This is a genomic window from Paracoccus sp. MA, from assembly GCF_020990385.1.
Classification (GTDB): Bacteria; Pseudomonadota; Alphaproteobacteria; order Rhodobacterales; family Rhodobacteraceae; genus Paracoccus.
In genome coordinates this window covers 117,564-140,374 of the sequence record NZ_CP087599.1, presented here as the reverse complement: position 1 = coordinate 140,374, position 22,811 = coordinate 117,564, and the positions used below count along the sequence as shown (strand labels likewise).

At 70.6% G+C, this 22,811-nt stretch carries 20 protein-coding genes; 16 read left to right on the top strand and 4 right to left on the bottom strand.

What is annotated here, in order from left to right:
* Positions 1-100: 100 nt before the first annotated feature.
* The 9 genes from gndA (at position 101) to LOS78_RS19580 (ending at position 9,324) form a co-directional block, all read left to right on the top strand.
* On the top strand, positions 101-1,504 hold the full coding sequence (gene gndA / locus LOS78_RS19620) for an NADP-dependent phosphogluconate dehydrogenase (RefSeq protein ID WP_230378839.1): 1,404 nt from the start codon (positions 101-103) through the stop codon (positions 1,502-1,504).
* A gap of 458 nt (positions 1,505-1,962) precedes the next feature.
* Positions 1,963-3,108, top strand: a complete 1,146-nt coding sequence (locus tag LOS78_RS19615) for an ABC transporter substrate-binding protein (RefSeq protein WP_230378838.1) — start codon at positions 1,963-1,965, stop codon at positions 3,106-3,108.
* 64 nt (positions 3,109-3,172) lie between these two features.
* Positions 3,173-4,084, top strand: a complete 912-nt coding sequence (locus LOS78_RS19610; RefSeq protein WP_230378837.1) for a branched-chain amino acid ABC transporter permease — start codon at positions 3,173-3,175, stop codon at positions 4,082-4,084.
* 3 nt (positions 4,085-4,087) lie between these two features.
* Complete coding sequence (locus LOS78_RS19605; RefSeq protein ID WP_084637827.1) at positions 4,088-5,080, top strand: branched-chain amino acid ABC transporter permease; 993 nt, start codon at positions 4,088-4,090, stop codon at positions 5,078-5,080.
* Positions 5,073-5,837 carry an ABC transporter ATP-binding protein gene (locus LOS78_RS19600; RefSeq protein ID WP_028716579.1) on the top strand — a complete coding sequence of 255 codons (765 nt, stop codon included), beginning with the start codon at positions 5,073-5,075 and terminating at the stop codon, positions 5,835-5,837. Before LOS78_RS19605 ends, LOS78_RS19600 begins: the two co-directional genes overlap by 8 nt.
* The gene (locus tag LOS78_RS19595) at positions 5,834-6,523 is read left to right on the top strand and encodes an ABC transporter ATP-binding protein (protein WP_230378836.1); all 690 of its coding nucleotides are present in this window, start codon (positions 5,834-5,836) and stop codon (positions 6,521-6,523) included. The genes LOS78_RS19600 and LOS78_RS19595 overlap by 4 nt, the downstream gene beginning before the upstream one ends.
* Positions 6,524-7,351 (top strand): alpha/beta hydrolase, encoded by an 828-nt coding sequence (locus LOS78_RS19590; RefSeq protein WP_230378835.1) that lies wholly within the window; start codon positions 6,524-6,526, stop codon positions 7,349-7,351.
* Positions 7,352-7,461: 110 nt separating this feature from the next.
* Positions 7,462-8,076, top strand: a complete 615-nt coding sequence (locus tag LOS78_RS19585; RefSeq protein ID WP_230378834.1) for a hypothetical protein — start codon at positions 7,462-7,464, stop codon at positions 8,074-8,076.
* Between the two features lie 3 nt (positions 8,077-8,079).
* Positions 8,080-9,324 (top strand): hypothetical protein, encoded by a 1,245-nt coding sequence (locus LOS78_RS19580; RefSeq protein WP_230378833.1) that lies wholly within the window; start codon positions 8,080-8,082, stop codon positions 9,322-9,324.
* Between the two features lie 66 nt (positions 9,325-9,390).
* Here LOS78_RS19580 and LOS78_RS19575 read toward each other — a convergent pair whose 3' ends face one another.
* Entirely contained in the window at positions 9,391-10,392 is a 1,002-nt protein-coding gene (locus tag LOS78_RS19575) for a substrate-binding domain-containing protein (RefSeq protein WP_028713030.1), read from the bottom strand.
* 156 nt (positions 10,393-10,548) lie between these two features.
* Here LOS78_RS19575 and LOS78_RS19570 point away from each other — a divergent pair, with 156 nt between their 5' ends.
* The 4 genes from LOS78_RS19570 (at position 10,549) to LOS78_RS19555 (ending at position 15,519) form a co-directional block, all read left to right on the top strand.
* Complete coding sequence (locus tag LOS78_RS19570) at positions 10,549-11,898, top strand: uracil-xanthine permease family protein (protein ID WP_028713029.1); 1,350 nt, start codon at positions 10,549-10,551, stop codon at positions 11,896-11,898.
* The gene (locus LOS78_RS19565; protein WP_230378832.1) at positions 11,898-13,295 is read left to right on the top strand and encodes an amidohydrolase family protein; all 1,398 of its coding nucleotides are present in this window, start codon (positions 11,898-11,900) and stop codon (positions 13,293-13,295) included. Before LOS78_RS19570 ends, LOS78_RS19565 begins: the two co-directional genes overlap by 1 nt.
* Positions 13,292-14,002, top strand: coding sequence for a sulfite exporter TauE/SafE family protein (locus LOS78_RS19560; RefSeq protein WP_230378831.1), 711 nt, complete (start codon positions 13,292-13,294; stop codon positions 14,000-14,002). Before LOS78_RS19565 ends, LOS78_RS19560 begins: the two co-directional genes overlap by 4 nt.
* Before the next feature lie 101 nt (positions 14,003-14,103).
* Positions 14,104-15,519 (top strand): amidase, encoded by a 1,416-nt coding sequence (locus tag LOS78_RS19555; protein WP_230378830.1) that lies wholly within the window; start codon positions 14,104-14,106, stop codon positions 15,517-15,519.
* Positions 15,520-15,774: 255 nt separating this feature from the next.
* Here LOS78_RS19555 and LOS78_RS19550 read toward each other — a convergent pair whose 3' ends face one another.
* Complete coding sequence (locus tag LOS78_RS19550; RefSeq protein WP_230378829.1) at positions 15,775-16,839, bottom strand: 3-deoxy-7-phosphoheptulonate synthase; 1,065 nt, start codon at positions 16,837-16,839, stop codon at positions 15,775-15,777.
* Between the two features lie 726 nt (positions 16,840-17,565).
* Here LOS78_RS19550 and LOS78_RS19545 point away from each other — a divergent pair.
* Complete coding sequence (locus LOS78_RS19545) at positions 17,566-18,252, top strand: 5-formyltetrahydrofolate cyclo-ligase (protein WP_230378828.1); 687 nt, start codon at positions 17,566-17,568, stop codon at positions 18,250-18,252.
* 134 nt (positions 18,253-18,386) lie between these two features.
* Complete coding sequence (locus LOS78_RS19540) at positions 18,387-19,820, top strand: NAD-dependent succinate-semialdehyde dehydrogenase (protein ID WP_230378827.1); 1,434 nt, start codon at positions 18,387-18,389, stop codon at positions 19,818-19,820.
* Between the two features lie 10 nt (positions 19,821-19,830).
* On the opposite strand, the gene LOS78_RS19535 is transcribed toward LOS78_RS19540, so the two are convergent.
* A complete protein-coding gene (locus LOS78_RS19535) occupies positions 19,831-20,409 on the bottom strand; it encodes a cupin domain-containing protein (RefSeq protein ID WP_230378826.1) in 579 nt (192 codons plus the stop codon).
* A 143-nt stretch (positions 20,410-20,552) separates the two neighbouring features.
* Here LOS78_RS19535 and gabT point away from each other — a divergent pair, with 143 nt between their 5' ends.
* The gene (gabT, locus tag LOS78_RS19530) at positions 20,553-21,833 is read left to right on the top strand and encodes a 4-aminobutyrate--2-oxoglutarate transaminase (RefSeq protein WP_230378825.1); all 1,281 of its coding nucleotides are present in this window, start codon (positions 20,553-20,555) and stop codon (positions 21,831-21,833) included.
* Positions 21,834-21,846: 13 nt separating this feature from the next.
* Here gabT and LOS78_RS19525 read toward each other — a convergent pair whose 3' ends face one another.
* On the bottom strand, positions 21,847-22,749 hold the full coding sequence (locus tag LOS78_RS19525) for a LysR family transcriptional regulator (protein WP_230378985.1): 903 nt from the start codon (positions 22,747-22,749) through the stop codon (positions 21,847-21,849).
* Positions 22,750-22,811 lie beyond the last annotated feature (62 nt).

The window sequence follows — 22,811 nt, the reverse complement described above, 5'->3', positions numbered from 1 at the left end:
TTATCAGATGCCTCCGTGCCACGGGTCCGTCGCGCAGCTGCATTTCGATCATCATTCGGCGTCCCTCGCGGGGACGCGTTGTCCAGAGCAAAGAAGAATAATGAACACTGACACTAGGATCGGCCTGATCGGCCTGGGGACGATGGGTGCGGCGCTGGCGCTGAACATCGCCGAGAAGGGCTTTCCCATCGCGGTCTGGAACCGCACGGCCGAAGTCACCCGCCGCTTCCATGCCGAGGCCGGGGCGCTGGTGGAGCGCGTGGTCCCGACCGAAAGCCTGGCCGATCTGGTCGCCGCCATCGCGCCCCCTCGCGCCATCATCCTGATGGTCCCCGCCGGTCAGGCCGTCGACGACCAGATCGCGGCGCTGGCGCCGCTGCTCGGCCCCGAGGATCTGGTGATCGACGCCGGCAATGCCAATTTCCACGACACCAACCGCCGCGCGAGTGCCGGCCTGCCGATGCGCTTCCTGGGCATGGGCGTCTCGGGCGGCGAAGAGGGCGCGCGCCACGGCCCCGCCATCATGGGCGGCGGCGCCCGCGCCGACTGGGACCGCGTCGCCCCGGTCATGCAGGCCATCGCCGCCCGGGCCGAGGACGGCACCCCCTGCGCCACCTGGATGGGCGAGGCCGGCGCCGGCCATTTCGTCAAGACCGTGCATAACGGCATCGAATATGCCGACATGCAGATGATCGCCGAGGTCTACGGGCTGATGCGCGACGGGCTCGGTCTGCCCGCCGCCGCCATCGGCGAGACCTTCGCCGGCTGGAACGGGGGCGCGCTGAAATCCTATCTGGTCGAGATCTCGGCCGCCGTCGCCGGGGCCGCCGATCCGCTGACCGGCCAGCCAATGCTGGACGTGATCCTGGACGCCGCCGGGCAGAAGGGCACCGGGCGCTGGACAGCGATCGAGGCGCAGCACCTCGCCGCGCCGATTCCGGTGATCGAGGCGGCGGTGGCGGCGCGCAACGTCTCGGCCCGGCTTGCCGAGCGCAAGGCGGGCGAGGCGCGCTTCGGCGCCGCTCCGCAGGCGCTGGACCTGGCGCTCGGCCAGCTGGAGCAGGCGCTGATCGCCGGCAAGATCCTGTGCTATGCGCAGGGTTTCGCGATGATCGAGGCTGCCGGCCGCGCCTTCGGCTGGCAGCTCGACCTGCCGGGGATCGCGCGGGTCTGGCGGGCGGGCTGCATCATCCGCTCGGCCATGCTGAACGACATGGCCACGGCGCTGGCCGAGGATCCGTCGCGCAACCTGGCGCTGGCGCCCTTCTTCGCCGAAAGGCTCGAGGCCGCGATGCCGGCGCTGCGGGCGGTGGTGGCGCAGGGGATCATGGCCGGTCATGCGCTGCCGGCGCTGGCCTCGGGGCTGGGCTGGTTCGACATGATGCGCACCGGTCGCGGCACCGCCAATATGATCCAGGCACAGCGCGACTTCTTCGGCGCGCATGGTTTCGACCGCCTGGACGGACAGGACCGTCATCACGGGCCATGGGGCAAGCCGGGCTAAGGCCGGCCTTCAGCCTCGGGCGGTGACCGCGCCGGGCTGCCGGAAGCTCGCCCGGTCCGGCACAAAACCATGCGCCGCGACCTGCCGATGCCGGCGGTGCACATGCGGGCTTGTCCCGAGGGCGATGGGCGGCGCCCGCCGACAATCGCCCGGAGCTGACGCCTCGGGCGCGGAACAGGCATTTCCGTCACCGCCTCCTGTCGACTGGCAAGCCAGGCGCAGACCGGCCCCGGACGCCTGGGGGGCGGAGTCTGCCCATCGAGTCCGGCCCTGCCCCGCCGGCTGACCCGCCGCTTCCCGGCAGGAGCGGCAAAGCCTCCCTTCCGCCCCCTTTCCGCAGTTCTTGCCGTGCAAAACAGCAGCCGGATCGCCGCCCGATGTGCGAAAGCCGTTGCGGCCCGGCGGCGCATCATCAAAACATGCGCAGGAACGATTGCGCCTCAAACAGGGAGTTTGCCATGAACCCGAAAAGCCTGCTGATTGCCGGCACCGCCAGCCTTGCCCTTGCCGCGGCCGCGCAGGCCGAAGGCGTCAAGGTCGGGATGATCACCACGCTGTCGGGCGGCGGGGCCGGGCTGGGCGTCGATACCCGCGACGGCTTCCTGCTGGCGCTGAAGAACGCGGGCGAGGCGGGCCAGGCGGTCGAGCTGGTGATCGAGGACGACCAGCAGAAACCGGACGTGGCGGTGCAGATCGCCGACAAGATGATCCAGTCCGACAAGGTCGACGTGCTGACCGGCATCGTCTGGTCGAACCTCGCCATGGCGGTGGTGCCGGCGGCGGTGGCGCAGGACAAGTTCTACCTGTCCACCAATGCCGCGCCCTCGCAGCTGGCCGGGGCCGGCTGCAATCCGAAATATTTCTCGGTTTCCTACCAGAACGACAACCTGCACGAGGCGGCGGGCGCCCATGCCACCGAGGCCGGCATCGGCAAGGTCTTCATCATGGCGCCGAACTATCCCGCCGGGCAGGATTCGCTGGCGGGCTTCAAGCGTTACTACAAGGGCGAGGTGGTCGGCGAGATCTATACCCAGGTCGGCCAGACCGATTACGCCGGCGAGATCGCCCAGATCCGCGCCAGCGATGCGGATGCGGTGTTCTTCTTCCTGCCGGGCGGCATGGGCATCGCCTTCATGAAGCAATATGCCGAATCCGGCGTCGGCAAGCCGGTGATCGGCCCGGCCTTCAGCTTCAGCCAGGACATCCTGCCTGCCGTGGGCGATGCCGCGCTGGGGGTCAGGAACACCGCGCAATGGTCCAAGGATCTTAAGAACGATGCGAACGCCGCCTTCGTCGAAACCTTTCAGGCCGAATACGGCCGGCTGCCCTCGCTTTACGCGGCGCAGGCCTATGACACGGCGAATCTGCTCCTCTCGGCCATCGCCAAGGCCGAGGTGGGCGATGCCGACGCCTTCCGCGCGGCGCTGGCCGAGGCGGATTTCCCCAGCGTGCGCGGCAAGTTCCGCTTTGGTCCGAACCAGCACCCGATCCAGGACTATTACGTGCGCGAGGTGGTCAAGGAAGGCGACGTGCTGACCAACAGGATCGTCGGCCCGGCCCTGGCCGACCATGGCGACGCCTATGCCGAGCAGTGCGGCATGTAAGCCGCGCTGATGCGGGCCGGCTGCGGCCGGCCCGCAGCGGGGCAAACCGGGAGAGAGAACGGTGATGCTTCTGGCCGAGCAGGCGCTGAACGGCCTGCAATACGGGATGATGCTGTTCCTGATGGCGGCCGGGCTGACCCTGGTCTTCGGCGTCATGGGGCTGATCAACCTTGCGCATGGCTCGCTCTACATGACCGGGGCCTTCGCCTGCGCGGCGGTGGCGGCGGCCACCGGCTCGTTCTGGCTGGGGCTGGCGGCCAGCCTCGCGGCCGCCGCCGCGGCCGGCGCGCTGGTCGAGATCGCGGTGATCCGCCGGCTTTACGCCCGCGATCACCTGGACCAGGTGCTGGCGACCTTCGCGCTGATCCTGGTGTTCTCCGAGGGCACGCGCTGGCTCTTCGGCTCGTTCCCGCTTTACCTCAAGCTGCCGCCCTCGCTTTCCGGTGCGGTGGTGCTGCCGGGCGGGCTGCATTATCCGCTGTTCCGGCTGGTGATCATCGGCTTCGGCGCGGCGGTGGCCCTGGGTCTGTGGTGGCTGATCACCCGCACCCGGCTGGGCATCCGCATCCGCGCCGGCGAGGCGGATCGCGAGATGATCGGCGCGCTGGGGGTGGACATCGCGCGGCTCTACACCATCGTCTTCGCGCTTGGCGCGGCGCTCGCCGGGCTGGCGGGCGCGCTGGTCGGCACCATCCAGTCGGTGCAGGTCGGCATGGGCGAGCCGGTGCTGATCCTGGCCTTCGTGGTGGTGGTGATCGGCGGCATCGGCTCGATCAAGGGCGCCTTTGTCGGCGCGCTGCTGGTCGGCATGACCGACACGCTAGGCAAGGCGCTGCTTCCGGGGCTGTTCGCGCGGGTATGGGACGCCTCCAGCGCCAATACTGTCGGCGCCTCGCTGGCCTCGGTGCTGATCTATGTGCTGATGGCCGTGGTGCTGATCCTGCGGCCGCAGGGGCTGTTCGGGGCGAGGGGCTGAACCATGCGCGAGATGCTGAACCGCGACACCGCGATCAACTTGGCGATCCTGGCCCTGCTGGTCGCTGCCGCCGTCGCCGCGCATCTGCTGGGCGAGGGCTTTGCCGTCACGCTGGCGACCAAGGCGGCGATCTTCGGCCTGGCCGGGGTGGGGTTGAACCTGGCGCTTGGCTATGGCGGGCTGATCTCGTTCGGCCATGCCGCCTTCTTCGGCATCGGCGGCTACGTGACCGCGATCCTGGCCAGCCATGCCGCGGCGGGCACGCCGGTCGCCACGCTGCCCTTCACCGTCATGGGCAGCAACGAGATGCTGGGCATCTGGCCCATGGCGATGCTGGCGGCGGGGCTGGCGGCGCTGGCCATCGGGGCGCTGTCCTTGCGCACCTCGGGCGTCTATTTCATCATGGTGACGCTGGCCTTTGCGCAGATGCTTTATTACTTCGCCATCAGCTGGCCGCGCTATGGCGGCGAGGACGGGCTGAGCTTCTATGTCCGCAACAGCTTTCCCGGCCTGAACACCTTTGCCCCGATCCAGTATTTCGCCGTCTGCGCCGTGCTGCTGGCCGTGGCGCTGGCCTTTACCGCCGTGGTCACGCAGTCGCGCTTTGGCCTGGCGCTGCAGGCGGCGCGGCAGAACAGCCAGCGCACCGTCGCCGTCGGCATCCGCCCCTATGCCATCCGGCTGACGGCTTTCGTGCTATCGGGGATGATCGTCGGGCTGGCGGGGTCGCTCTACGCCGATCTGAACCGTTTCGTCAGCCCGGCCATGCTGTCCTGGCACATGTCGGGCGAGATCATGGTCTTCGTCATCCTGGGCGGCGTGGGGCGGCTTTGCGGCCCGGTCGCGGGTGCGGCGATTTTCATCCTGCTGGAACATGTGCTGGGCGGCATCAGCGATTACTGGCAGGCGCTGCTGGGTCTGCTGCTGCTGGCCATCGTTCTGTTCGCGCCGGGCGGGCTGATCGGCATCGTCACGCGAAGGGGCCGCCATGCCTGAGCCGAAACTCAACGAACCCATCCTGGAGATCCGCGGCCTGCGCAAGTCCTTCGGCGCCTTGCTGGCAACCGACGATGTCAGTCTGGACCTGCGCCCGGGCGAGATCCACGCCCTGATCGGCCCGAACGGCGCCGGCAAGTCCACGCTGATCAAGCAGATCGTCGGCGAGATCCGACCCGATGCCGGTTCCATCCGCTTCGAGGGGCAGGTGATCGACGGGCTGGACGCGGCGGCGCGGGCGCGGCTGGGGCTGGCGCGCAGCTTCCAGGTCTCGTCGGTGATCCCGGATTTCACGGTGCTGCAGAACGTCATGCTGGCGGTGGCCGGGGCCAGCGGCGCGGTGTTCCGCTTTCACCTTCCGGCGCTGGCCGACCGCAAGCTGACCGAACCCGCCCTGTTCCATATCGAGCAGGCCGGTCTGGCCGGGCGGCATCTCGTCCCCGCTGCGACGCTGTCGCATGGCGAGCGCCGCAAGCTGGAAATCGCCATGGCACTGGCCCTGCGCCCGCGCGCCTTCCTGCTGGACGAGCCGATGGCCGGCATGGGGCTGGAGGGCGGGCGGCAGCTGACCGCGATCCTCTCGGAGCTGCGCGCCGAGGCGCCGATCCTGCTGGTCGAACACGACATGGACGCGGTCTTTGCGCTGGCCGACCGCATCTCGGTGCTGGTCTATGGCCGGATCATCGCCACCGGCAGCGTGGCCGAGATCCGCGCCAATCCCGAGGTGCGGCGCTCCTATCTGGGAGAGGAGGCATGACCCGGCTGCTGGAACTGCGCGACGTGACCGCCTCTTACGGCCCGGTGCAGGCGCTGTTCGGCATCACCCTCGACCTCGATGAGGGCGAGGTGGTGGCGCTGATGGGCCGCAACGGCATGGGCAAGACCACGACGATCCGCTGCATCAGCCGCCTGATGCCGCATTCCGGCGGCAGCCTGCGCCTTGCCGGCCGGGATGTCGCCGGGCTTTCGGCGCCCAAGGTAGCGCGGCTGGGCGTCGGGCTGGTGCCCGAGGGGCGGCGCTGCTTCGCGCCGCTGACCGTGGCCGAGAACCTGACCGTCGCCGCCCGCCCCGGTCCCTGGGACATGGCCCGCGTCTGCGCGCTGTTTCCCCGCCTGCAGGAACGCATGGGCCAGGTCGCGCGCACCCTGTCGGGGGGCGAGCAGCAGATGCTGGCCATCGGCCGGGCGCTGATGACCAATCCGCGCCTGCTGGTGCTGGACGAGGCGACCGAGGGTCTGGCCCCGGTCGTGCGGCAGGAGATCTGGGCCGGCGTGCGGCGGCTGAAATCCGAGGGGCTGTCGATCCTGCTGGTGGACAAGTCGCTCAGCGAGATCGCCTCGGTCGCCGACCGCGCCGTGATCGTGGAACGCGGCGCGACGGTCTGGCAGGGCGGCATCGCCGACCTGACCGCCGACCTGACCGACCGCTATCTGGGGGTGTGAATGGCGGTGGCGATTTACCGGGGGATGACCCGGCAGGAACTGGACACGGCCTACAGCAACACCGGCAGGCTTGCGGATTTCCCGGGGCTGATGCGGGATTTCCGTGCCCGCAGCGATGCCTTCTACGCCGCGCGGCAGGTCCGGCGCGACCTGCGATACGGCCCCGGCGCGCGCCAGACCTATGACTGGTTCGTTTGCGGCCGGTCGGATGCTCCGGTCTTCGTCTTCATCCACGGCGGCTATTGGCAAAGCTGCGTCAAGGAGGATTTCGCCTTCTGCGCCCAGGGTCCCATGGCGCACGGCCATGACGTGATCCTGGCCGAATACACCTTGGCGCCCGAGGCCTCGATGACGCAGATCGTGGCCGAGATCGGGCGCCTGCTTGACCATCTGGCGGCGGAACTGGCGGGGCGGCCGCTCTGCCTGGCCGGGCATTCCGCCGGCGGGCATCTGGCGGCCATGCATCGCGGCCACCCGGCCGTGGCCTCGGTGCTGGCGATCAGCGGGCTGTTCGACCTGCTGCCGATCAGCCTCGGGCAGCTGAACGACAAGCTGCAGCTGACCGCGGCCGAGATCGCCGCCCTGAGTCCGATGCGCAACATCGGTCGGGGCGCGCCCATGCTCGTCTCGGTCGGGGTGGAGGAGCTGCCCGAGCTTGTCCGGCAATCGGACGACTATGCCGCGGCCTGCCGGCGGGCGGGCGAGCCCGCGGCGCTGCTGCACGTCCCTGGCTGCGACCATTTCCGGGTGCTGGACGATCTGGCCGATCCCGAGGGGGCGCAGCTGGCCGCACTCGCGGGGCCGGTCCTCGGGGCCGGGCCGGGATGAGGCCGGGACAGGCGCATCGACGGCGCCGCGCCGCCGTCCTATACCAGCGGCGCTGGCGGTTGCCGCTGCGCGCCTGGGCGGCAGGACCCGGCGGGGAAGGCGGGTAGGGGATGATGCAGGACAGGGGTTCGCAACCGGGAAAGCCCGGTGCCGCAGCGGGGGCGCTGGCCGATCTGGCCTCGATCCATCTGGATCCTTGCGTTGCGCCGCCCGGGCCGCTGTCCGGGCTGACGGCGCGCGGGGCCTGGCGGGCGGCGCTTGCCGAATGCGCCCTTGCCGGCGGCGCGCCGGGGCGGATGACCGCCGAGGGGCTGGAGATGCGCGGCTATATCCTGCGCTGGACCGGCCGCCGCGGCCCCGCGGCCCGCGTCACCCTGCTGGCCGACGCGACGCGCCACGGCGTTCTGGGGACCGGGCGGGCGACGCTGCTTGCGATCAACCCGCACCTGCCGGCCTGTGCGCTGCTCTTGCAATATGACCGCAGAGGCTTGCGGGTGATCGGACCGGGCGGGCTGCAGATGCTGCTGGCGCCGATCGGCGGCTTCGGCGACCGCCAGACCGTCGGCTGCGAGCTGGACCTGGCCGAGGGCCGGCTGAGCGTCGTCGAGGCGGATGGCGAAACCCGGCAATCGCCGCTGCAGGTCCCGGCCTTCGCGGTGGAGCGCGTCGAGATCGGCCGGGCCTGCCTTGGCGTGCTGCATGCCGCCGCCGTCATCGTGGAGTAGCGGATGCGCCTGCAATCGCTCTGGAGCCAGATGAGCGGCCTTGCCCCCGCCCGGCTTGCGGCCGGAGCGCAGATCGTCATCATCGACGGGCAGTCGCTGGCGCTGGGTCGCAGCGCCTCGCCCGAGGAACGCCGCGCGCATTCCCATCACGCCCGGGCGGCGGTGCGGCAGCTGGACGGGCTTTGCCGCCCGGACGGGGTGGCGGTGCGGCTGCACGGCCCCGGCTCGCTGGGCTATGACGCGCGCCATGCGACCGGCCATTCCGCCGCCGTTCCGCTGGCGAACGTTCCGGCCGCCTTCAGCTTCAGCCAGGCGCTGGATCTGTGGCGCAGGCGGCTGGGAATCGCGCGGCACCGCATGTTCGTCGGCTGCCACAGCATCGCCGGCACCTCGATCCACGAATTCGACCGCGACCCGGCCCATGGCCGGCTGGGCACGACGATCCGCGACAACCATGCCCGCTGGCTGCAAGAGGCGCTGCGTGTCGCGCCCGGCGCCCGGCCCCTGGTCTATGGCATGATCCAGGGCGAGGCGAATATCGCCATGTCCGCGCCGGCCTATCGCGCCGCGGCTGCCCGGGCCTATGGCGACGCGCTGGACGATATCGAGGCGCTGACCGGCATCCGCCCGCCGCTGATGCTGTGGCAAACCGGCGGCTATGTGAACGCCGCCGCGGCGCGGCCCTATGGGCCGGTGCTGGCGCAGCTGGATCTGGTGCGGGATTTCGACGCCATCTTTGCCGGGCCGCTTTACCCCGTGCTGACCTTCGACAACGCGGTGCATCCCGATCTGCCGTCGCAGCTGATCCATTGCGAGATCGCCGCCTATGTCTTTGCCCGGCGCGAGCAGGGCCGGAACGTCAACCTGCTGCCCGGCAGGCCGGTCTGGCAGGGCAACACCCTGCGCATTCCCTTCTCGACCGAGGACGGCAAGCCGCTGATCTTCGATCCCGACAGCGAATATCCGGCCTATGGCGGGCTGGCCGATCACGGCGTCGAGGCGGCAGGCGCCCGCGTCACCGATGTCGCGCTGGACGGCAATGCGGTGGTGGTGACCTGCGACGGCCCGATGACCCGGGTGCAGATCGCCCTGCAGGCGGCCGACATGTCCGCCCATGCGGACGCCCGGGGCAGGAACCACGGTGCGCATCGCTGCGACATCATCGAGGCGGATCCGCCCGACAGCCTGCTGCTGCCCGGCCGCAAGCTCAAGCGGTTCATCCCCAGTTGCCGGTTCCAGCGTCCCTGACCCCCGCCCGTCCACGGCCGGGAGGGGCGGCCTTTGCGGCACGGCCCCTGCGGCGGGCCGGGCGGCTCAGGCCCCGGACAGCGAGGATCGCCGGGCGATCAGATCGGGCAGGGCGGCGACCGCGCTTCCCGACCTGCCCTCGATCAGCGCCAGCAGCAGATCGACCGCCGTCTCGGCGATCTGGGGCAGGTGCAGGTCCACCGCCGTCATCGGCGGTTGGGACAGCTTCGCCCGCAAGCCGTCGTAGCGGGTGGCGATGCGCAGCCGGTCGGGAACGGCGCGGCCAAGCGCGCGCGCCGCCCGGACCGCACCGCTGGCGAAGGCGTCGACCGAGGCATAGAGCCCGTCGATCGAGGGGTTTTCCGCCAGCAGGCGCAGGGCCTCCTGATAGCCCAGCTCTTCCCCCCCGGCCTCGTCCAGATGCAGCAGCACCGGCGCCATGCCGTGCCGCGCCGCGAAATCCAGATAGGCCTGTCCGGTCTCGGCATGGCTGGTGCGCGGGCTGGCGCCGGTCAGCACCGCGATATGCCGGCTGCCCTGCGCGGCCAGATGGTCCAGCAGCAGAAAGGCCGTCTCGCGCGAGCGCAGGTCGACCGCGGCGATGTCCGGGCGGCCCGGGACGGTCCCGATCGAGACGATGGGCGTCTTGCGCGATTCGAAATGCGCGACCAGCGGATCGTCGCGCGTCGGCTCGACCAGGATCACGCCGTCGAATCCCGCCCGGCCATGGCCCTGTCCCGAGGGATGCGGCGGAATCAGGCACAGGGCGATGTCGCGGGTCAGCGCCGACATGGCGGCCGAGGCGGCGATTTCCATCAGGAAGCCCAGCCGCGAGGGACCGGCCGCGACCGCGAAGGGCATCGAGGAGGCCAGCGCGATGATCCCGGTCCGGCCGCTGCGCAGCCCCTGGGCCAGGCTGCTGGGATGATAGCCGATCTCGCGCGCCAGCCGGTGGATGCGCTCGCGCGTTTCGGGGTCCACGTGCCGCCGGCCGCTGAAGGCATGCGACACCGTCGTCGGGGAAACCCCGGCGGCTTTGGCCAGGTCTGAAATCGTCGGTCTGCCCAAGGTCTTGCTCGTCCATGCAGGATGCCCCGGCAGCTTAGCGCGTTCCGGCCACCGTTACAAAACGATTTGCAAGAATCGGAATCGGTGCTATTCAGGAAGCTGGCAAAACGATTTGCATAAAAGCAAACACCCCTTTCACCAACAGGGAACACGAGGATGAACCATCAAGAATCAAGGATAGATCCGGTCGACGAGGTGCTGCCGCTGAAAAGCCTGGTGCTTTACGGGATGCAGCACGTGCTGGTGATGGCGGCCTCGCCGATCACCGCGGTGTTTCTGGTCGCCCAGACGCTGGGCTTCGACATGGCGCTGACCGTGGCGATCATCAGCGCGACCTTTCTGGTCTGCGGGCTCGGCTCGATCCTGCAAAGCTTTGGGCCGGGCGGATTCGGGGCGCGGCTGCCCTTCATCATGGTCCCGGGCGGTGCGCCCATCGCCATCTTCCTGGCCATCGCCGTCCAGACCGATGTGCAGACCGCGGTCGGCGCCGTGCTGCTGACCTCGGTGTTCTATTTCCTGGCGTTGCCGGTGTTCAGCCGGCTGCTGCGCTTTTTCCCGCCCATCGTCGTCGGCACCATGCTGCTTCTGGTGGCGGTCAACCTGGTCAAGATCTATGGCGGCACCATCACCGGCAAGCCGGGGTCCGAGCATTTCGCCGATCCGGTCAATGTCGGGCTGGCGCTGGCGACCATCGCGCTGACGGTGCTGTTCTCGCGCATCTTCACCGGCACCTTGCAGCGCATCTCGGTGATGCTGGGTCTGATCGCTGGCACGGCGCTGGCGGCGGCGCTGGGGCGGCTTGACCTGACCGGGGTGATGACCGGGCCGCTGATCGCGGTGCCGCAGCCCTTTCCCTTCGGCATGCCGAAATTCGACCTCATCGCCTCGCTGCCGCTGATCGTCTTCTCGGTGATCTCGATGGCCGAGGCCACCGGCCAGACCATCGCCACCGCCGAGATCGTCGGCCGCAAGGGCGATGCCCATCCCATCGTGCCGCGCACCATCCGCGGCGACGCGGTGGCCTCGCTGCTCGGCGGCATGCTGGGCACCTCGCTGATCATCACCTCGGGCGAGAATGTCGGCATCGTGCGCGCCACCGGCGTCCGCTCGCGCCATGTCACCGCCATGGCCGGGGTGATCCTGGTGCTGATCGCGCTGATCGCCCCGGTGTCGCGGCTGGCCAGCGTCCTGCCCGGCCCGGTCGTGGGCGGCACCGCGGTCATCGTCTTTTCCATCATCGGCGTCATCGGCATCCATGTGCTTTCCCGCGTCGATCTGCGCCAGCACAGCGCCATGTTCACCCTGGCCTCGGGGCTGGCGATGGGGCTGATGCCGATCCTGGTGCCGGGGGTCTACAGCCAGTTCCCGCAATGGTCGCAGATGATCCTGGGCAACGGGCTGGCCATGGGCACGATCACCGCCGCGCTGGTCAACGCCCTGTTCCAGGTCCGCGCCGCACCCGCCGACCCCGCCGCCAAACCCACCCCGCAAGAGGAACATGCCTGATGACCGACCTGCGCCAGACCTTCGCCGATGCCGAGCGGCTGATCGTCGCCCCCGGGCGCCTGCTGCTGGGCAACGGCCCGCAACCGGGCAAGGCCGTGCTGCTGCAGGGCGGCCGCTTTGCCGAGATCGACGAGGTGGGCGCGCTATGCGCCCGCCATCCCGGCCTGCGGCGGGTCGACCTGCCGCATCACCTGATGATGCCCGGCTTCATCGACACCCATACGCATCTGACCCAGTCGCTGGGCAAGTCGCTGGTCTTTGGCGAACCCTCCGAGATCTTCCGGCGCATCTGGGTGCCGCTCGAGGGCAGCCTGGACGAGCATATGGTCTATCTGTCCGCGAAGCTGGCGGCGCTGGAATGCCTGCGCGGCGGCTTCACCGCGGCGGTGGATGCCGGCACGCGCTCTGCCGGGCATATCGGCCGGCTGGTCGATGCGGCCCGCGAAACCGGACTGCGGCTGGTGGTGGCGCAGATCTGCAACGATCTGGGCGGCGCGGCCCAGGTCCCCGAGGCCGACGAGATCCTGCGCCGCGCCGCCGCGCATCTCGCGGCCTATCAGGGCGACGCGCTGATCCATCCCTCGCTTGCCATCTCGATCCCCGAGGCGGCGACGGACGGGATGCTGCAGCGCATCTCGGCCCTGGCGGCCGAGGCGGGGGCGGTGTTCCAGACCCATGTCAACGAGCATCTGGTCGCGGTCGAGCGTTCGCTGGTCGCGCATGGCCGGCGCCCGCTGCAGCACCTGGCCCATATCGGGGCGCTGGGGCCGCAGGCGCTGATCGCCCATTCCACGCTGATCACCCCCGAAGAGCTGATGATCCTGCGCGATACCGGCACGGCGGTGGCCTATAATCCCGTCGCCTCGGTCTGGAAGGGGAACGCCATCGTGCCCGCCCTGCAGATGCAGGCCCTGGGCATCCGCTTCGGCCTTGGCACCGACGGCACCCGCTCGGACGGGTTCCGCCTGATGGACGCGGCGGAATCGCTGCAGCGCGCCGGCTACGGGCTGGCCTCGGGCGACAGTTCCTGCGGCGGCGGCTGGCTGTGGCTGGAGGCGGCGACCGGCATGGCGGCCGAGGCCAGCGGGCTGGGCCGGCTGACCGGGCGGATCGCGCCCGGGCTGGCCGCCGACTTCCTGCTGGTCGATCTGGACCGGCCCGAATTCACCCCCTCGCACGATCTCAGCTGGGAGCTGGTGCGCTATGGCAACCGCGACCAGATCGACGCGGTCTTCACCGACGGCCGGCTGCGGCTGGTGCAGGGCTGGCCGGTCGACTGGGACGCCCGCGCCCTGCTGGCCGAGATCCGCGAGCTGACCGCCCCGGCCATCGCGGCGGCGCCGATCCAGCGCATCCATGCCACCGCGGACAGCGCCCTTGCCATGAGGCCGGCGTGAGTCTCGCCGCCTTTCTTCTGCTGTCGCTGGCGGTGCTGGGCTCGGCCTTCGTGCAGGGAGCGGTCGGCATCGGCTTTGCGCTGATCATGGCGCCGATCTTCGGGCTGGTGGACGCGGCCTATCTGCCGGTGACCCTGCTGATCCTGATGCTGCCGCTGAACTTCCACGTCGCCTGGCGCGAGCGCCAGACCATCGACCGCCGCGGCGCCAGCTGGATCACGCTGGGGCGGTTCTTCGGCACCTTCCTGGGCATGGCGGTGCTGATCGCGCTGTCCGTCCGCCAGCTTGAGATCGCGGTCGGCCTGTTCACGGTGCTGGCGGCGGGAATCGCGCTGCTGGCGCCGCCCTTTTCGCCGGGCCGCTCGGCCTCGCTGGGGGTGGGGCTGTTCACCGGCGTCACCGAGACGGCGACCGGGATCGGCGGCCCGCCGCTGGCGCTGCTTTACCAGCATGCGCCGGGCCCGGTGCTGCGCGCGACCGTCGCCACCTGCTTCCTGGTCGGAGAGGTGATCTCGCTGATCCTGCTGGCGGTGGCGGGGCGGCTGCATGTCGAGCAGATGCTGGCGGCGCTGTATCTGGCGCCGGCGGTGGTGATCGGCACGGGCCTGTCGCGCCTTGCCCATGCCCATGTCAACGGGCCGGCGCTGCGCCTGGCGGTGCTGGGCTTCTCGATCGCCAGCGGGCTGTTCCTGATGCTGCGGGGCTGAGTTCGCCGCGCCGTCCCCCGCCGGCGGCTCTGGACTTTGCCCGAGGATGCGGCACTCTGCCCCGGACGAGGACCGCAGGGACGACAAGGGAAGGGGGCCGCATGAACGATCCGACCGCGATGACGGCGCAGGGGCTGGCGCAGGCCATGGCCGCGGGACGGCTCAGCGCCGAGGCGGTGATGGCCGCGCATCTCGACCGGATCGAGGCGCTGAACCCGGCGATCAACGCCATCGTCAGCCTGCGCCCGCGCGACGCCCTGCTGGCCGAGGCGCGCGCCGCCGACCGCGCCCCGCGCAAGGGCTGGCTGCACGGCCTGCCGGTGGCGGTCAAGGATCTGGCGGCGGTGCGCGGGCTGCGCACCACCTGGGGCTCGCCCCTGTTTCGCGACCATGTGCCCCCGGCCGACGACCTCGTGGTGGCGCGGATGCGCGCGGCGGGCGCGATCTTCATCGGCAAGACCAACACGCCGGAATGGGGCCTGGGCTCGCACAGCTTCAACGAGGTTTTCGGCGTCACCCGCAATCCCTATGACCGCAGCCGCAGCGCCGGCGGCTCGTCGGGCGGGGCGGCGGCGGCCCTGGCGGCGCGGCTGGTGCCGGTCGCGGACGGCTCGGACATGATGGGCAGCCTGCGCAACCCGGCGGCCTTCTGCAATGTCTACGGCTTTCGCCCCAGCTGGGGACTGGTGCCGGGCGATCCGGTCGGCGACGGCTTCATGGCGACCCTGTCCACGCTGGGACCGATGGCGCGCTGCCCCGAGGATCTGGCGCATCTGCTGGCCGTCATGGCCGGTCCGGACCCGGCCGTGCCCTTCGGCCGCCCTGCCGAGGATTTCGCCGCCGGCCTTGCCGGTCCGGTGGCGGGCACGCGCATCGGCTGGCTGGGCGATTGGGGCGGCGCCTATCCCTGCGAGCCGGGCATCCTGCCGCTGGCCGAGGCGGCGCTGGCGCAGCTGGCCGATCTGGGCTGCGAGATCGTGCCCCTGCCGCCGCCCTTCCCGGCCGGGCGGCTCTGGCGGGCCTGGACGGTGCTGCGGGCCTTTCTGAACGCGGGCGCGCGGCGCGGGCTTTACGACGACCCCGCCGCCCGTGCGCAGCTGAAGCCCGAGGCGGTCTGGGAGATCGAGCAGGGCCTGGGCCTGCCGGCGCAGGAGGTCTACGAGGCCAGCGTGATCCGCAGCGAATGGTATCGCCGGCTGGCGCGGCTGTTCCGGCAGGTCGATGCCATCGCGCTGCCCTCGGCGCAGGTCTGGCCCTTTCCGGCGGAATGGCGCTGGCCCCGGCAGGTCGGCGGGCGCGAGGCGGACAGCTATCACCGCTGGATGGAGATCGTGGTGCCGGTCAGCCTGGCCGGGCTGCCCTGCCTGTCGGTCCCGATCGGCTTCGGCGCGCAGGGCCTGCCGATGGGCCTGCAGTTGGCCGGCCCGGTCGGCGGCGATGCGGCGATCCTGCGGCTGGGGCAGGCATGGCACGAGGCGACGGATTGGCCGGGCCGGCGACCGCCGCCGCCGGCCTGAGGGCGACGGCGGGAAGGACCGGCGGAAGGGGCTGCATGACCGGGACGGGAGACGGCCGGACATGGCGGCGGCGGTCGCCCCCGCCGGCCCCAAGCTCTCGCAGCGCACAGGGCGGGGCCGCTTGGGGGCGATGCCCGGCACCGCCGGCCCATGCGCCTTGCGCCGGGGTCCGGCGGCTGCGGAATCGCGGGTCCTTTCCGAAAGCCGCCGAACCCCGGGCCAGGGACGGTTGCCCTATCCCGGCCCGGTGCGCGTTCAGGCGGCGAGGCGCTGCCGGCTCGCGGCGGTCTCGGCCAGGTCCAGCAGCAAGGTGCGGGTGTCCTCCCAGCCGAGGCAGCCGTCGGTGATGCTCTGGCCATAGGTCGGCAGCCGACCGGGAACCAGATCCTGCCGGCCGGCGACCAGGTTGCTTTCCAGCATGACGCCGCGGATGCGCGCCTCGCCCGCGCGGATGCGCGCCGCGATATCGGCGATGACCGCCGGCTGGCGGGCCGGGTCCTTGCCGCAATTGGCATGGCTCGCGTCGATGACGATGCCGGGATCGATGCCGGCCCGCGCCGCCGCCTCGGCCAGCGCATCGACATGGCGGGGGCTGTAGTTCGGCCCGCCATGGCCGCCGCGCAGCACCACGTGACAGGCGTCGTTGCCGGTCGTGGTGGCGATGGCCGCACGCCCGTCGGCGGTGATCGCCGGGAAGCTGTGCGACCCGGCGGCCGAGCGGATGGCGTCCAGCGCCACCTGCACCCCGCCATCGGTGCCGTTCTTGAACCCGACCGGGCAGGACAGGCCCGAAGCCAGCTGCCGGTGGATCTGGCTTTCCGTGGTGCGCGCCCCGATGGCGCCCCAGGCGATCAGGTCGGCGAAATATTGCGGCAGGATCGGGTCGAGGAACTCGGTCGCCGCCGGCAGGCCCATGCGGTTGATTTCCAGAAGCAGGCGGCGGGCCAGCGGCAGCCCGTCCTCGATCCGGTCCGAGCCGTCCAGATGCGGGTCGTTGATCAGCCCCTTCCAGCCCACGGTGGTGCGGGGCTTTTCGAAATAGACCCGCATGACGATCTCCAGCCGGTCGGCAAGGCTCCGGCGCAGTTCGGCCAGCCGCGCGGCGTAATCCAGCGCCGCCTGCGCGTCGTGGATCGAGCAGGGGCCGGCGATCACCAGCAGCCGGTCGTCGCGGCCGGCAAGGATGGCGCGGATGGCGGTGCGGCTGTCCGCCACGATGCACGAGATGGCCTCGTCGCGCGGCAGGCTGGCGGCCAGCGCGGCGGGGGCGGGCAGGGGGCGGAGCGTGTCGATATGCAGGTTCTCGGTCTGGGTCAGCATGGCTTTTTCTTTCTGGAAGAGGCCGGACCGGACGCGCATCGCAAGAAAAAAGCCGCCGGTCTGGCCAGCGGCTTCGGGGATCGCTATCGCGCCTATGCGCTACACGGCAACCCGGCCCCGCTGGATGCAGCGGAACCAATAAAACGAGGCGGTGTAGAACATCTGTTGCGACATGCGCCCTGCATAGCGGCTGCGGCGGCGCTTGTCACCCGGATTCTTGCGCCGGCGGCGAATGGGTGCGCGATTGGCCAGAGTGCTGCGGACTTGCCGCCCTGGCCCTGCGCCTCCGTAAGCGCCGGCGAGCGGGCTTGCGCGGTGCGTCCGGCTGTCCGACGCCGGGGGCATGGACGTTTGCGCGCTGCAATCGGTGGACGGCTCGCGGCGGATTGGCATGGCTCGCCGGGCGGTCTAGGCTGTCAGGCAGGCCCGACGCCGGCGCCGTTCGGACCTGCGGCGGGGGCGGGGGACGAGGCAAGGAAAGGCCAGAAAGATGAGCGAAACGCAGCTTGCCGGGGCGCCCCCGGCGCGGATCGGACGGCACCGGGCCTGGGCGCCCGGGCGGTTGCCGGACGTCGGGGCCGCGCGGCGGATCGCCATGGCGTCCCCGGCACGATGCCCTCGGCGCATCGGCAGCGATGCCGCGGGCGCCTTCGCGCAGATCATGGCGGCGGTTCTGATTGCGGTCTGGCCTGGCGCTTCCCCGGCGCAGGGCGGGGGGTGCGGCGTATGAGCGGCAAGGACAGCCCGGCCTCTCCGCCCTGCCTGGCGGCCGAGATCGCGCCGGATTATTTCGACCCGCTCGCCGTCGAGCCGCAGCAGGCCCGCGACGTGGCGCGCTGGCGCAAGGTGCGGCGCGAGGAGCTGCTGGGCCGCCGCGCGGCGCTGAGCGTCGCCCAGCGGCAGGCAGTGGCCGAGGCCATCGGCGGCGCGCTGGACGCGCTGCTGGCCGCGCGGCTGCCGGAGCTGCGCGGCCGCGTGGTCGCCGGCTATTGGCCGATCCGGTCCGAGCCGGATCTGCGCCCCTGGCTGGCCCGCCTGCACGACCGCGGCGCCGTGCTGGCCCTGCCGGTGGTCGAGCGCCCCGCCAGCCCGCTGGCCTTTCATCGCTGGAGCCCCGGGGCGCCGATGCGCCGCGGCCATTGGAACATTCCGGTCCCCGCCTCGGCCGAAGCGGTGGAGCCGGATGTGGTGCTGGCCCCGCTGGTGGGCTGGGACGGCCGGGGCTATCGGCTGGGCTATGGCGGCGGCTATTTCGACCGGACGCTGGCGGCGCGGCGGCCGCTGGCGGTCGGCACCGGCCTGCAATCCGCCCGGCTGGCGACGATCTATCCGCAGCCCCATGACATCCCGCTGGCGGCCATCGTCACCGAAACCGGCCTGCAATACGACGGCGCTGTCCCGGCGGGCCGCTGACCGCCAAATCGCAAAAGGTCTTGTTCAGGATATTGAGCAAGGCCGATTGAAAACCCCGCTGCCTTCCCCTATGGCTTTCCGGGCCGGCCGCAACAGCGGCGCAGCACCGGCGCAACTCCAGCAGGTGGGACAAGATGAGCTATCCGGATACGCAGCTTTTGATCGACGGAACCTGGCGCCCGGCGCGGGACGGGCGCAGCCTGCCGGTGCTGAACCCGGCCACCGGGGCCGAGATCGGCCGTGTCGCCCATGCCGGTATCGCCGATCTGGACGAGGCGCTGGCCGCCGCCGGCCGCGCCTTCGCGGATTGGAAGCGCAGCTCTCCGCTGCATCGCTCGGACCTGATGCGCAAGGCCGCGGCGCTGCTGCGCGAGCGGGCCGAGCCCATCGCCGCGCTGATGGTGGCCGAACAGGGCAAGCCGCTGGCGCAGGCGCGGATCGAGACCCTGGCCGGGGCCGAGATCATCGAGTGGTTCGCCGAAGAGGCGCGCCGCACCTATGGCCAGGTCATCCCGCCCCGCGTGCCGGGCGTCACCCAGCTGACCGTCAAGGAACCGCTGGGCCCGGTCGCCGCCTTCACCCCGTGGAATTTCCCGATCAATCAGGCGGTTCGCAAGGTTTCCGCCGCGCTGGCGGCAGGCTGCACCATCATCGTCAAGGCGCCCGAGGAAACCCCGGCCTCGCCGGCCGAACTGATCCGCTGCTTTGCCGATGCCGGCCTGCCGGCGGGGGTGGTGAACCTGGTCTATGGCGATCCGGCCGAAATCTCGGGCTACCTGATTCCGCATCCGGTGATCCGCAAGGTGTCCTTCACCGGCTCGACGGCGGTGGGCAAGCAGCTGGCGGCGCTGGCCGGGCTGCACATGAAGCCGGCGACCATGGAGCTGGGCGGCCATGCGCCGGTGCTGGTCTTCGACGATGCCGATGTCGATGCGGCGGTGGCGGCCATGGCGGCCGCGAAACTGCGCAATGCCGGGCAGGTCTGCATCTCGCCCACCCGCTTCCTGGTGCAAGAGGCGGTGGCGGACCGCTTCACCGAAGGTTTCACCGCCGCACTGGCAGCCGCCAAGGTAGGGCCGGGCATGGACCCGGACAGCGCCATGGGGCCGCTGGCCAACGAGCGCCGAATCCCCGCCATCGAGCGGCTGATCCGCGACGCGCTGGACCGCGGCGCGCGACTGGCGACCGGCGGGACGCGGATCGGCAACGAGGGCTGGTTCTTTGCCCCGACCGTGCTGACCGACGTGCCGGCGGATGCGGCGGTGATGAACGAGGAACCCTTCGGCCCCATCGCCGTGGTCAACCGGTTCCGCAGCGACGACGAAGCCTTTGCCGAGGCGAACCGGCTGCCCTATGGCCTGGCCGCCTATGCCTGGACCGGCAGCTCGGCCCGGGTGCAGCGATTGCAGGATGAAATCCAGGCCGGGATGCTGACCATCAACCATATCGGCCTGTCGCTGCCGGAATTGCCCTTCGGCGGCATCGGCGATTCCGGCATGGGGACCGAGGGCGGCTCCGAGGCGATCGGCGCCTATCTGCAGACCCGCTTCGTCACCCGCAGGGGTTAGAAATCAGGGGCTAGAGATAGGGCGGCGTGCAGGCCGAGACCACCACCGCCTCGCGGTCCGAGATGTTGCGGAAGCGATGCGGCTGGGTCGAGGCGAAAAGATAGCTGTCGCCGGCCTTCAGCACCCGGCTCTGATCGCCCACGGTCAGCTCGATCTCGCCGGCGATGACGATGCCGCCCTCGCTGCCGTGATGGGCCAGCATGGTCTCGCCGGTATCGGCGCCCGGCTCATAGCGTTCGTGCAGGATCTGCAGGTTGTGCAGCCGCGCGTCGCCGACCTGGCGCAGGGTCATGCGCCCGACCGGCCCCTGCGCGGCGGAATAAAGCCGCGAGGTCAGGTCGCGCAGCTCGGCCGGGGTGAAGAAGGGTTGCGGGCTTTGCGGCAGGTCCGGCTCGAAGAACTCGGACATGGTGACGCCCAGCCCGCCAAGGATCTTGCGCAGCGAGGCGACAGAGGGGCTGGAGCGCCCGGTCTCGATCATCGAGATCTGGCCATGCGGCACGCCCGAAGCCTCGGCCAGCTGCCGCTGCGACATGTTTGCCGCGCTGCGCAGCTCTTTCAGCCGCGCGCCCACGTCGAAATCGCTCATCCTTGCCCCGATGCCGTTTCGCGACAGGTTATCAGGGCCGGGGGTTGCGCACCAGTTCCGCATCCTGCCGCAAATGGAAGAAAGTCATTGCTCAATATATTGAGCATCGTGTAAGCCGATTCCATCAGCATGGAGGTCTGCACATGGAATCGAAACAGTTGATCGAGCGGCGCAAGGCGGCGGTGGCGCGGGGTGTCGGCACGCGGGACATCTATGCCGTCCGGGCCGGGAATGCCGAGCTCTGGACCGCCGAGGGCCGGCGGATGCTGGATTTCGCCGCCGGCATCGCGGTGAACAATACCGGCCATCGCCATCCCCGGGTGATCGAGGCGGTCCAGCGCCAGATGCAGGACTTCACCCATACCTGCTTCCATGTCGCGCCCTATGAATCCTATGTCGCCCTGGCCGAGCGGCTGAACGCGCTGACCCCGGGCGATTTCGCGAAAAAGACCATGTTCGCCACCACCGGCGCCGAGGCGGTGGAAAATGCGGTGAAGATGGCGCGGGCCTTTACCGGGCGCTCGGGCGTGATCGCCTTCAACGGCGCTTTCCATGGCCGCACGCTTCTGGGCATGGCGCTGACCGGCAAGGTGGCGCCCTACAAGGCCGGTTTCGGCGCCATGCCGCCCGAGATCCACCATGCGATCTTCCCCAACGCCATGGCCGGCGTGTCGGTCGCGCAGGCGATTGCGCATCTGGAGACGCTGCTGGCCTCGTCCATCGACCCCCGGCGGGTGGCGGCGATCGTCGTCGAGCCGGTGCAGGGCGAGGGCGGCTTCAACGTCGCCCCGCCCGAATTCCTGGCCGCGCTGCGCCGCATCTGCGACAGCCACGGCATCGTGCTGATCGGCGACGAGATCCAGGCCGGCATGGCCCGCACCGGCCGCATGTTCGGTTTCCAGCATTCCGGCGTCGCGCCCGACCTGGTGACCATGGCCAAGGGGCTGGCCGGGGGCTTTCCGCTGTCCGCCGTCACCGGCCGGGCCGAGATCGTGGACGCGCCCGCGCCGGGCGGGCTGGGCGGCACCTATGCCGGCAACCCGCTGGCCATCGCCGCCGCGCTGGCGGTGCTGGAGGTGATCGAGGACGAAGACCTTTGCGCCCGCGCCGAGGAAATCGGCTCGGCCATCCGCTCGCGCCTGCAAAAGCTGGCCGAACGCTTCCCGGCCATCGGCGATGTGCGCGGCCTTGGCGCGATGAACGCCTTCGAGCTGGTGCAGGCCGGCGACCGCAGCCAGCCCGACGCGCAACTGACCGCCGCCATCGTGGCCGAGGCCGAGGCGCGCGGGCTGATCCTGCTGTCCTGCGGCACGCGCTACAACGTCATCCGCCTGCTGCCGCCGCTGACCATTCCCGACGCGCAGCTGTCCGAGGCGCTGGAGATTCTGGAAGCGGCCATCGAGGCGGCGCTGGTCCCGGCCTGAAGGCGGGCGGCCCCTAACCCATGCCGTCCCGCGCCATGCGGGCGGCGAGCCAGTCGCGAAAGGCGGCCAGCGGCTTCAGCCCGGCCTTGCGCGCCGGCCAGGCCAGCCAATAGGCGCCGCTGCCCGGCACGCCCTGCCGCAGCACCGGCGCCAGCCGGCCCTCGGCGATCTCGACCCGGGCCAGGTAATCGGGCAGCAGCGCGATCCCCAGCCCCGAGATCGCCGCCTGGATCATCATCGAAAACTGGTCCATCATCATCCCGTCCAGCGGCGCCGGCGGCTCGGCCCCCTGTCCCCGGAACCATGCCTGCCAGGCGTCCGGGCGGGTCGGCAATTGCAGCAGCACCATTCCCGCCAGATCGGCGGGCGCCGTTACAGACCGCCGGGCCAGAAGATCGGGCGAAGCGCAGGCGGTGAGGCGTTCATCGAACAGCTTCAGGTGCTCGGCCCCCGGCCAGTCGTCCCGGCCGTAAAAGATCATCGCGTCAAAGGGTTCCTCGTCGAAGCTGAAGCGGCGGAAGCGGGTGGTCAGGTTGATCGACACCCCCGGATGGGCCGACAGGAAATCCGGCAGCCGCGGCGCCAGCCAGCGCGTGGCAAAGGTCGGCAGCACGGCCAGGTCCAGGCTGCCGCCGTCGGGATTGGCGATCAGCGACATGCTGCCGCGCTGGATCAGGTCGAGCGCGGCGGAAATGTCGCGGAAATACCGCTCGGCCGCCTCGGTCGGGGTCAGGCGCTTCTTGTGGCGGATGAACAGCTCCTGCCCCAGCTGCGCCTCCAGGCTTTGCAGCAGCCGGCTGACCGTGCTTTGCGTCAGCCCCAGGTCCTGCGCCGCGCCGGTGACCGAACCCGTGCGCATCACCGCGTCGAAGGCCAGCAGCAGGCTGAGGTTCGGAAGAAAGCGCCTTTGCCGCAAGAACATTCACCCCGTGCATGAAGTAATGAGGATTATCCATTTTCCGGCCCGGTTTGAAAGCG

Coding starts and splice junctions, on each gene's coding strand:
- gndA (WP_230378839.1), top strand. CDS start 101: ATGAACACTGACACTAGGATCGGCCTGATCGGCCTGGGGACGATGGGT.
- LOS78_RS19615 (WP_230378838.1), top strand. CDS start 1,963: ATGAACCCGAAAAGCCTGCTGATTGCCGGCACCGCCAGCCTTGCCCTT.
- LOS78_RS19610 (WP_230378837.1), top strand. CDS start 3,173: ATGCTTCTGGCCGAGCAGGCGCTGAACGGCCTGCAATACGGGATGATG.
- LOS78_RS19605 (WP_084637827.1), top strand. CDS start 4,088: ATGCGCGAGATGCTGAACCGCGACACCGCGATCAACTTGGCGATCCTG.
- LOS78_RS19600 (WP_028716579.1), top strand. CDS start 5,073: ATGCCTGAGCCGAAACTCAACGAACCCATCCTGGAGATCCGCGGCCTG.
- LOS78_RS19595 (WP_230378836.1), top strand. CDS start 5,834: ATGACCCGGCTGCTGGAACTGCGCGACGTGACCGCCTCTTACGGCCCG.
- LOS78_RS19590 (WP_230378835.1), top strand. CDS start 6,524: ATGGCGGTGGCGATTTACCGGGGGATGACCCGGCAGGAACTGGACACG.
- LOS78_RS19585 (WP_230378834.1), top strand. CDS start 7,462: ATGATGCAGGACAGGGGTTCGCAACCGGGAAAGCCCGGTGCCGCAGCG.
- LOS78_RS19580 (WP_230378833.1), top strand. CDS start 8,080: ATGCGCCTGCAATCGCTCTGGAGCCAGATGAGCGGCCTTGCCCCCGCC.
- LOS78_RS19570 (WP_028713029.1), top strand. CDS start 10,549: ATGAACCATCAAGAATCAAGGATAGATCCGGTCGACGAGGTGCTGCCG.
- LOS78_RS19565 (WP_230378832.1), top strand. CDS start 11,898: ATGACCGACCTGCGCCAGACCTTCGCCGATGCCGAGCGGCTGATCGTC.
- LOS78_RS19555 (WP_230378830.1), top strand. CDS start 14,104: ATGAACGATCCGACCGCGATGACGGCGCAGGGGCTGGCGCAGGCCATG.
- LOS78_RS19550 (WP_230378829.1), bottom strand. CDS start 16,839: ATGCTGACCCAGACCGAGAACCTGCATATCGACACGCTCCGCCCCCTG.
- LOS78_RS19545 (WP_230378828.1), top strand. CDS start 17,566: ATGAGCGGCAAGGACAGCCCGGCCTCTCCGCCCTGCCTGGCGGCCGAG.
- LOS78_RS19540 (WP_230378827.1), top strand. CDS start 18,387: ATGAGCTATCCGGATACGCAGCTTTTGATCGACGGAACCTGGCGCCCG.
- LOS78_RS19535 (WP_230378826.1), bottom strand. CDS start 20,409: ATGAGCGATTTCGACGTGGGCGCGCGGCTGAAAGAGCTGCGCAGCGCG.
- gabT (WP_230378825.1), top strand. CDS start 20,553: ATGGAATCGAAACAGTTGATCGAGCGGCGCAAGGCGGCGGTGGCGCGG.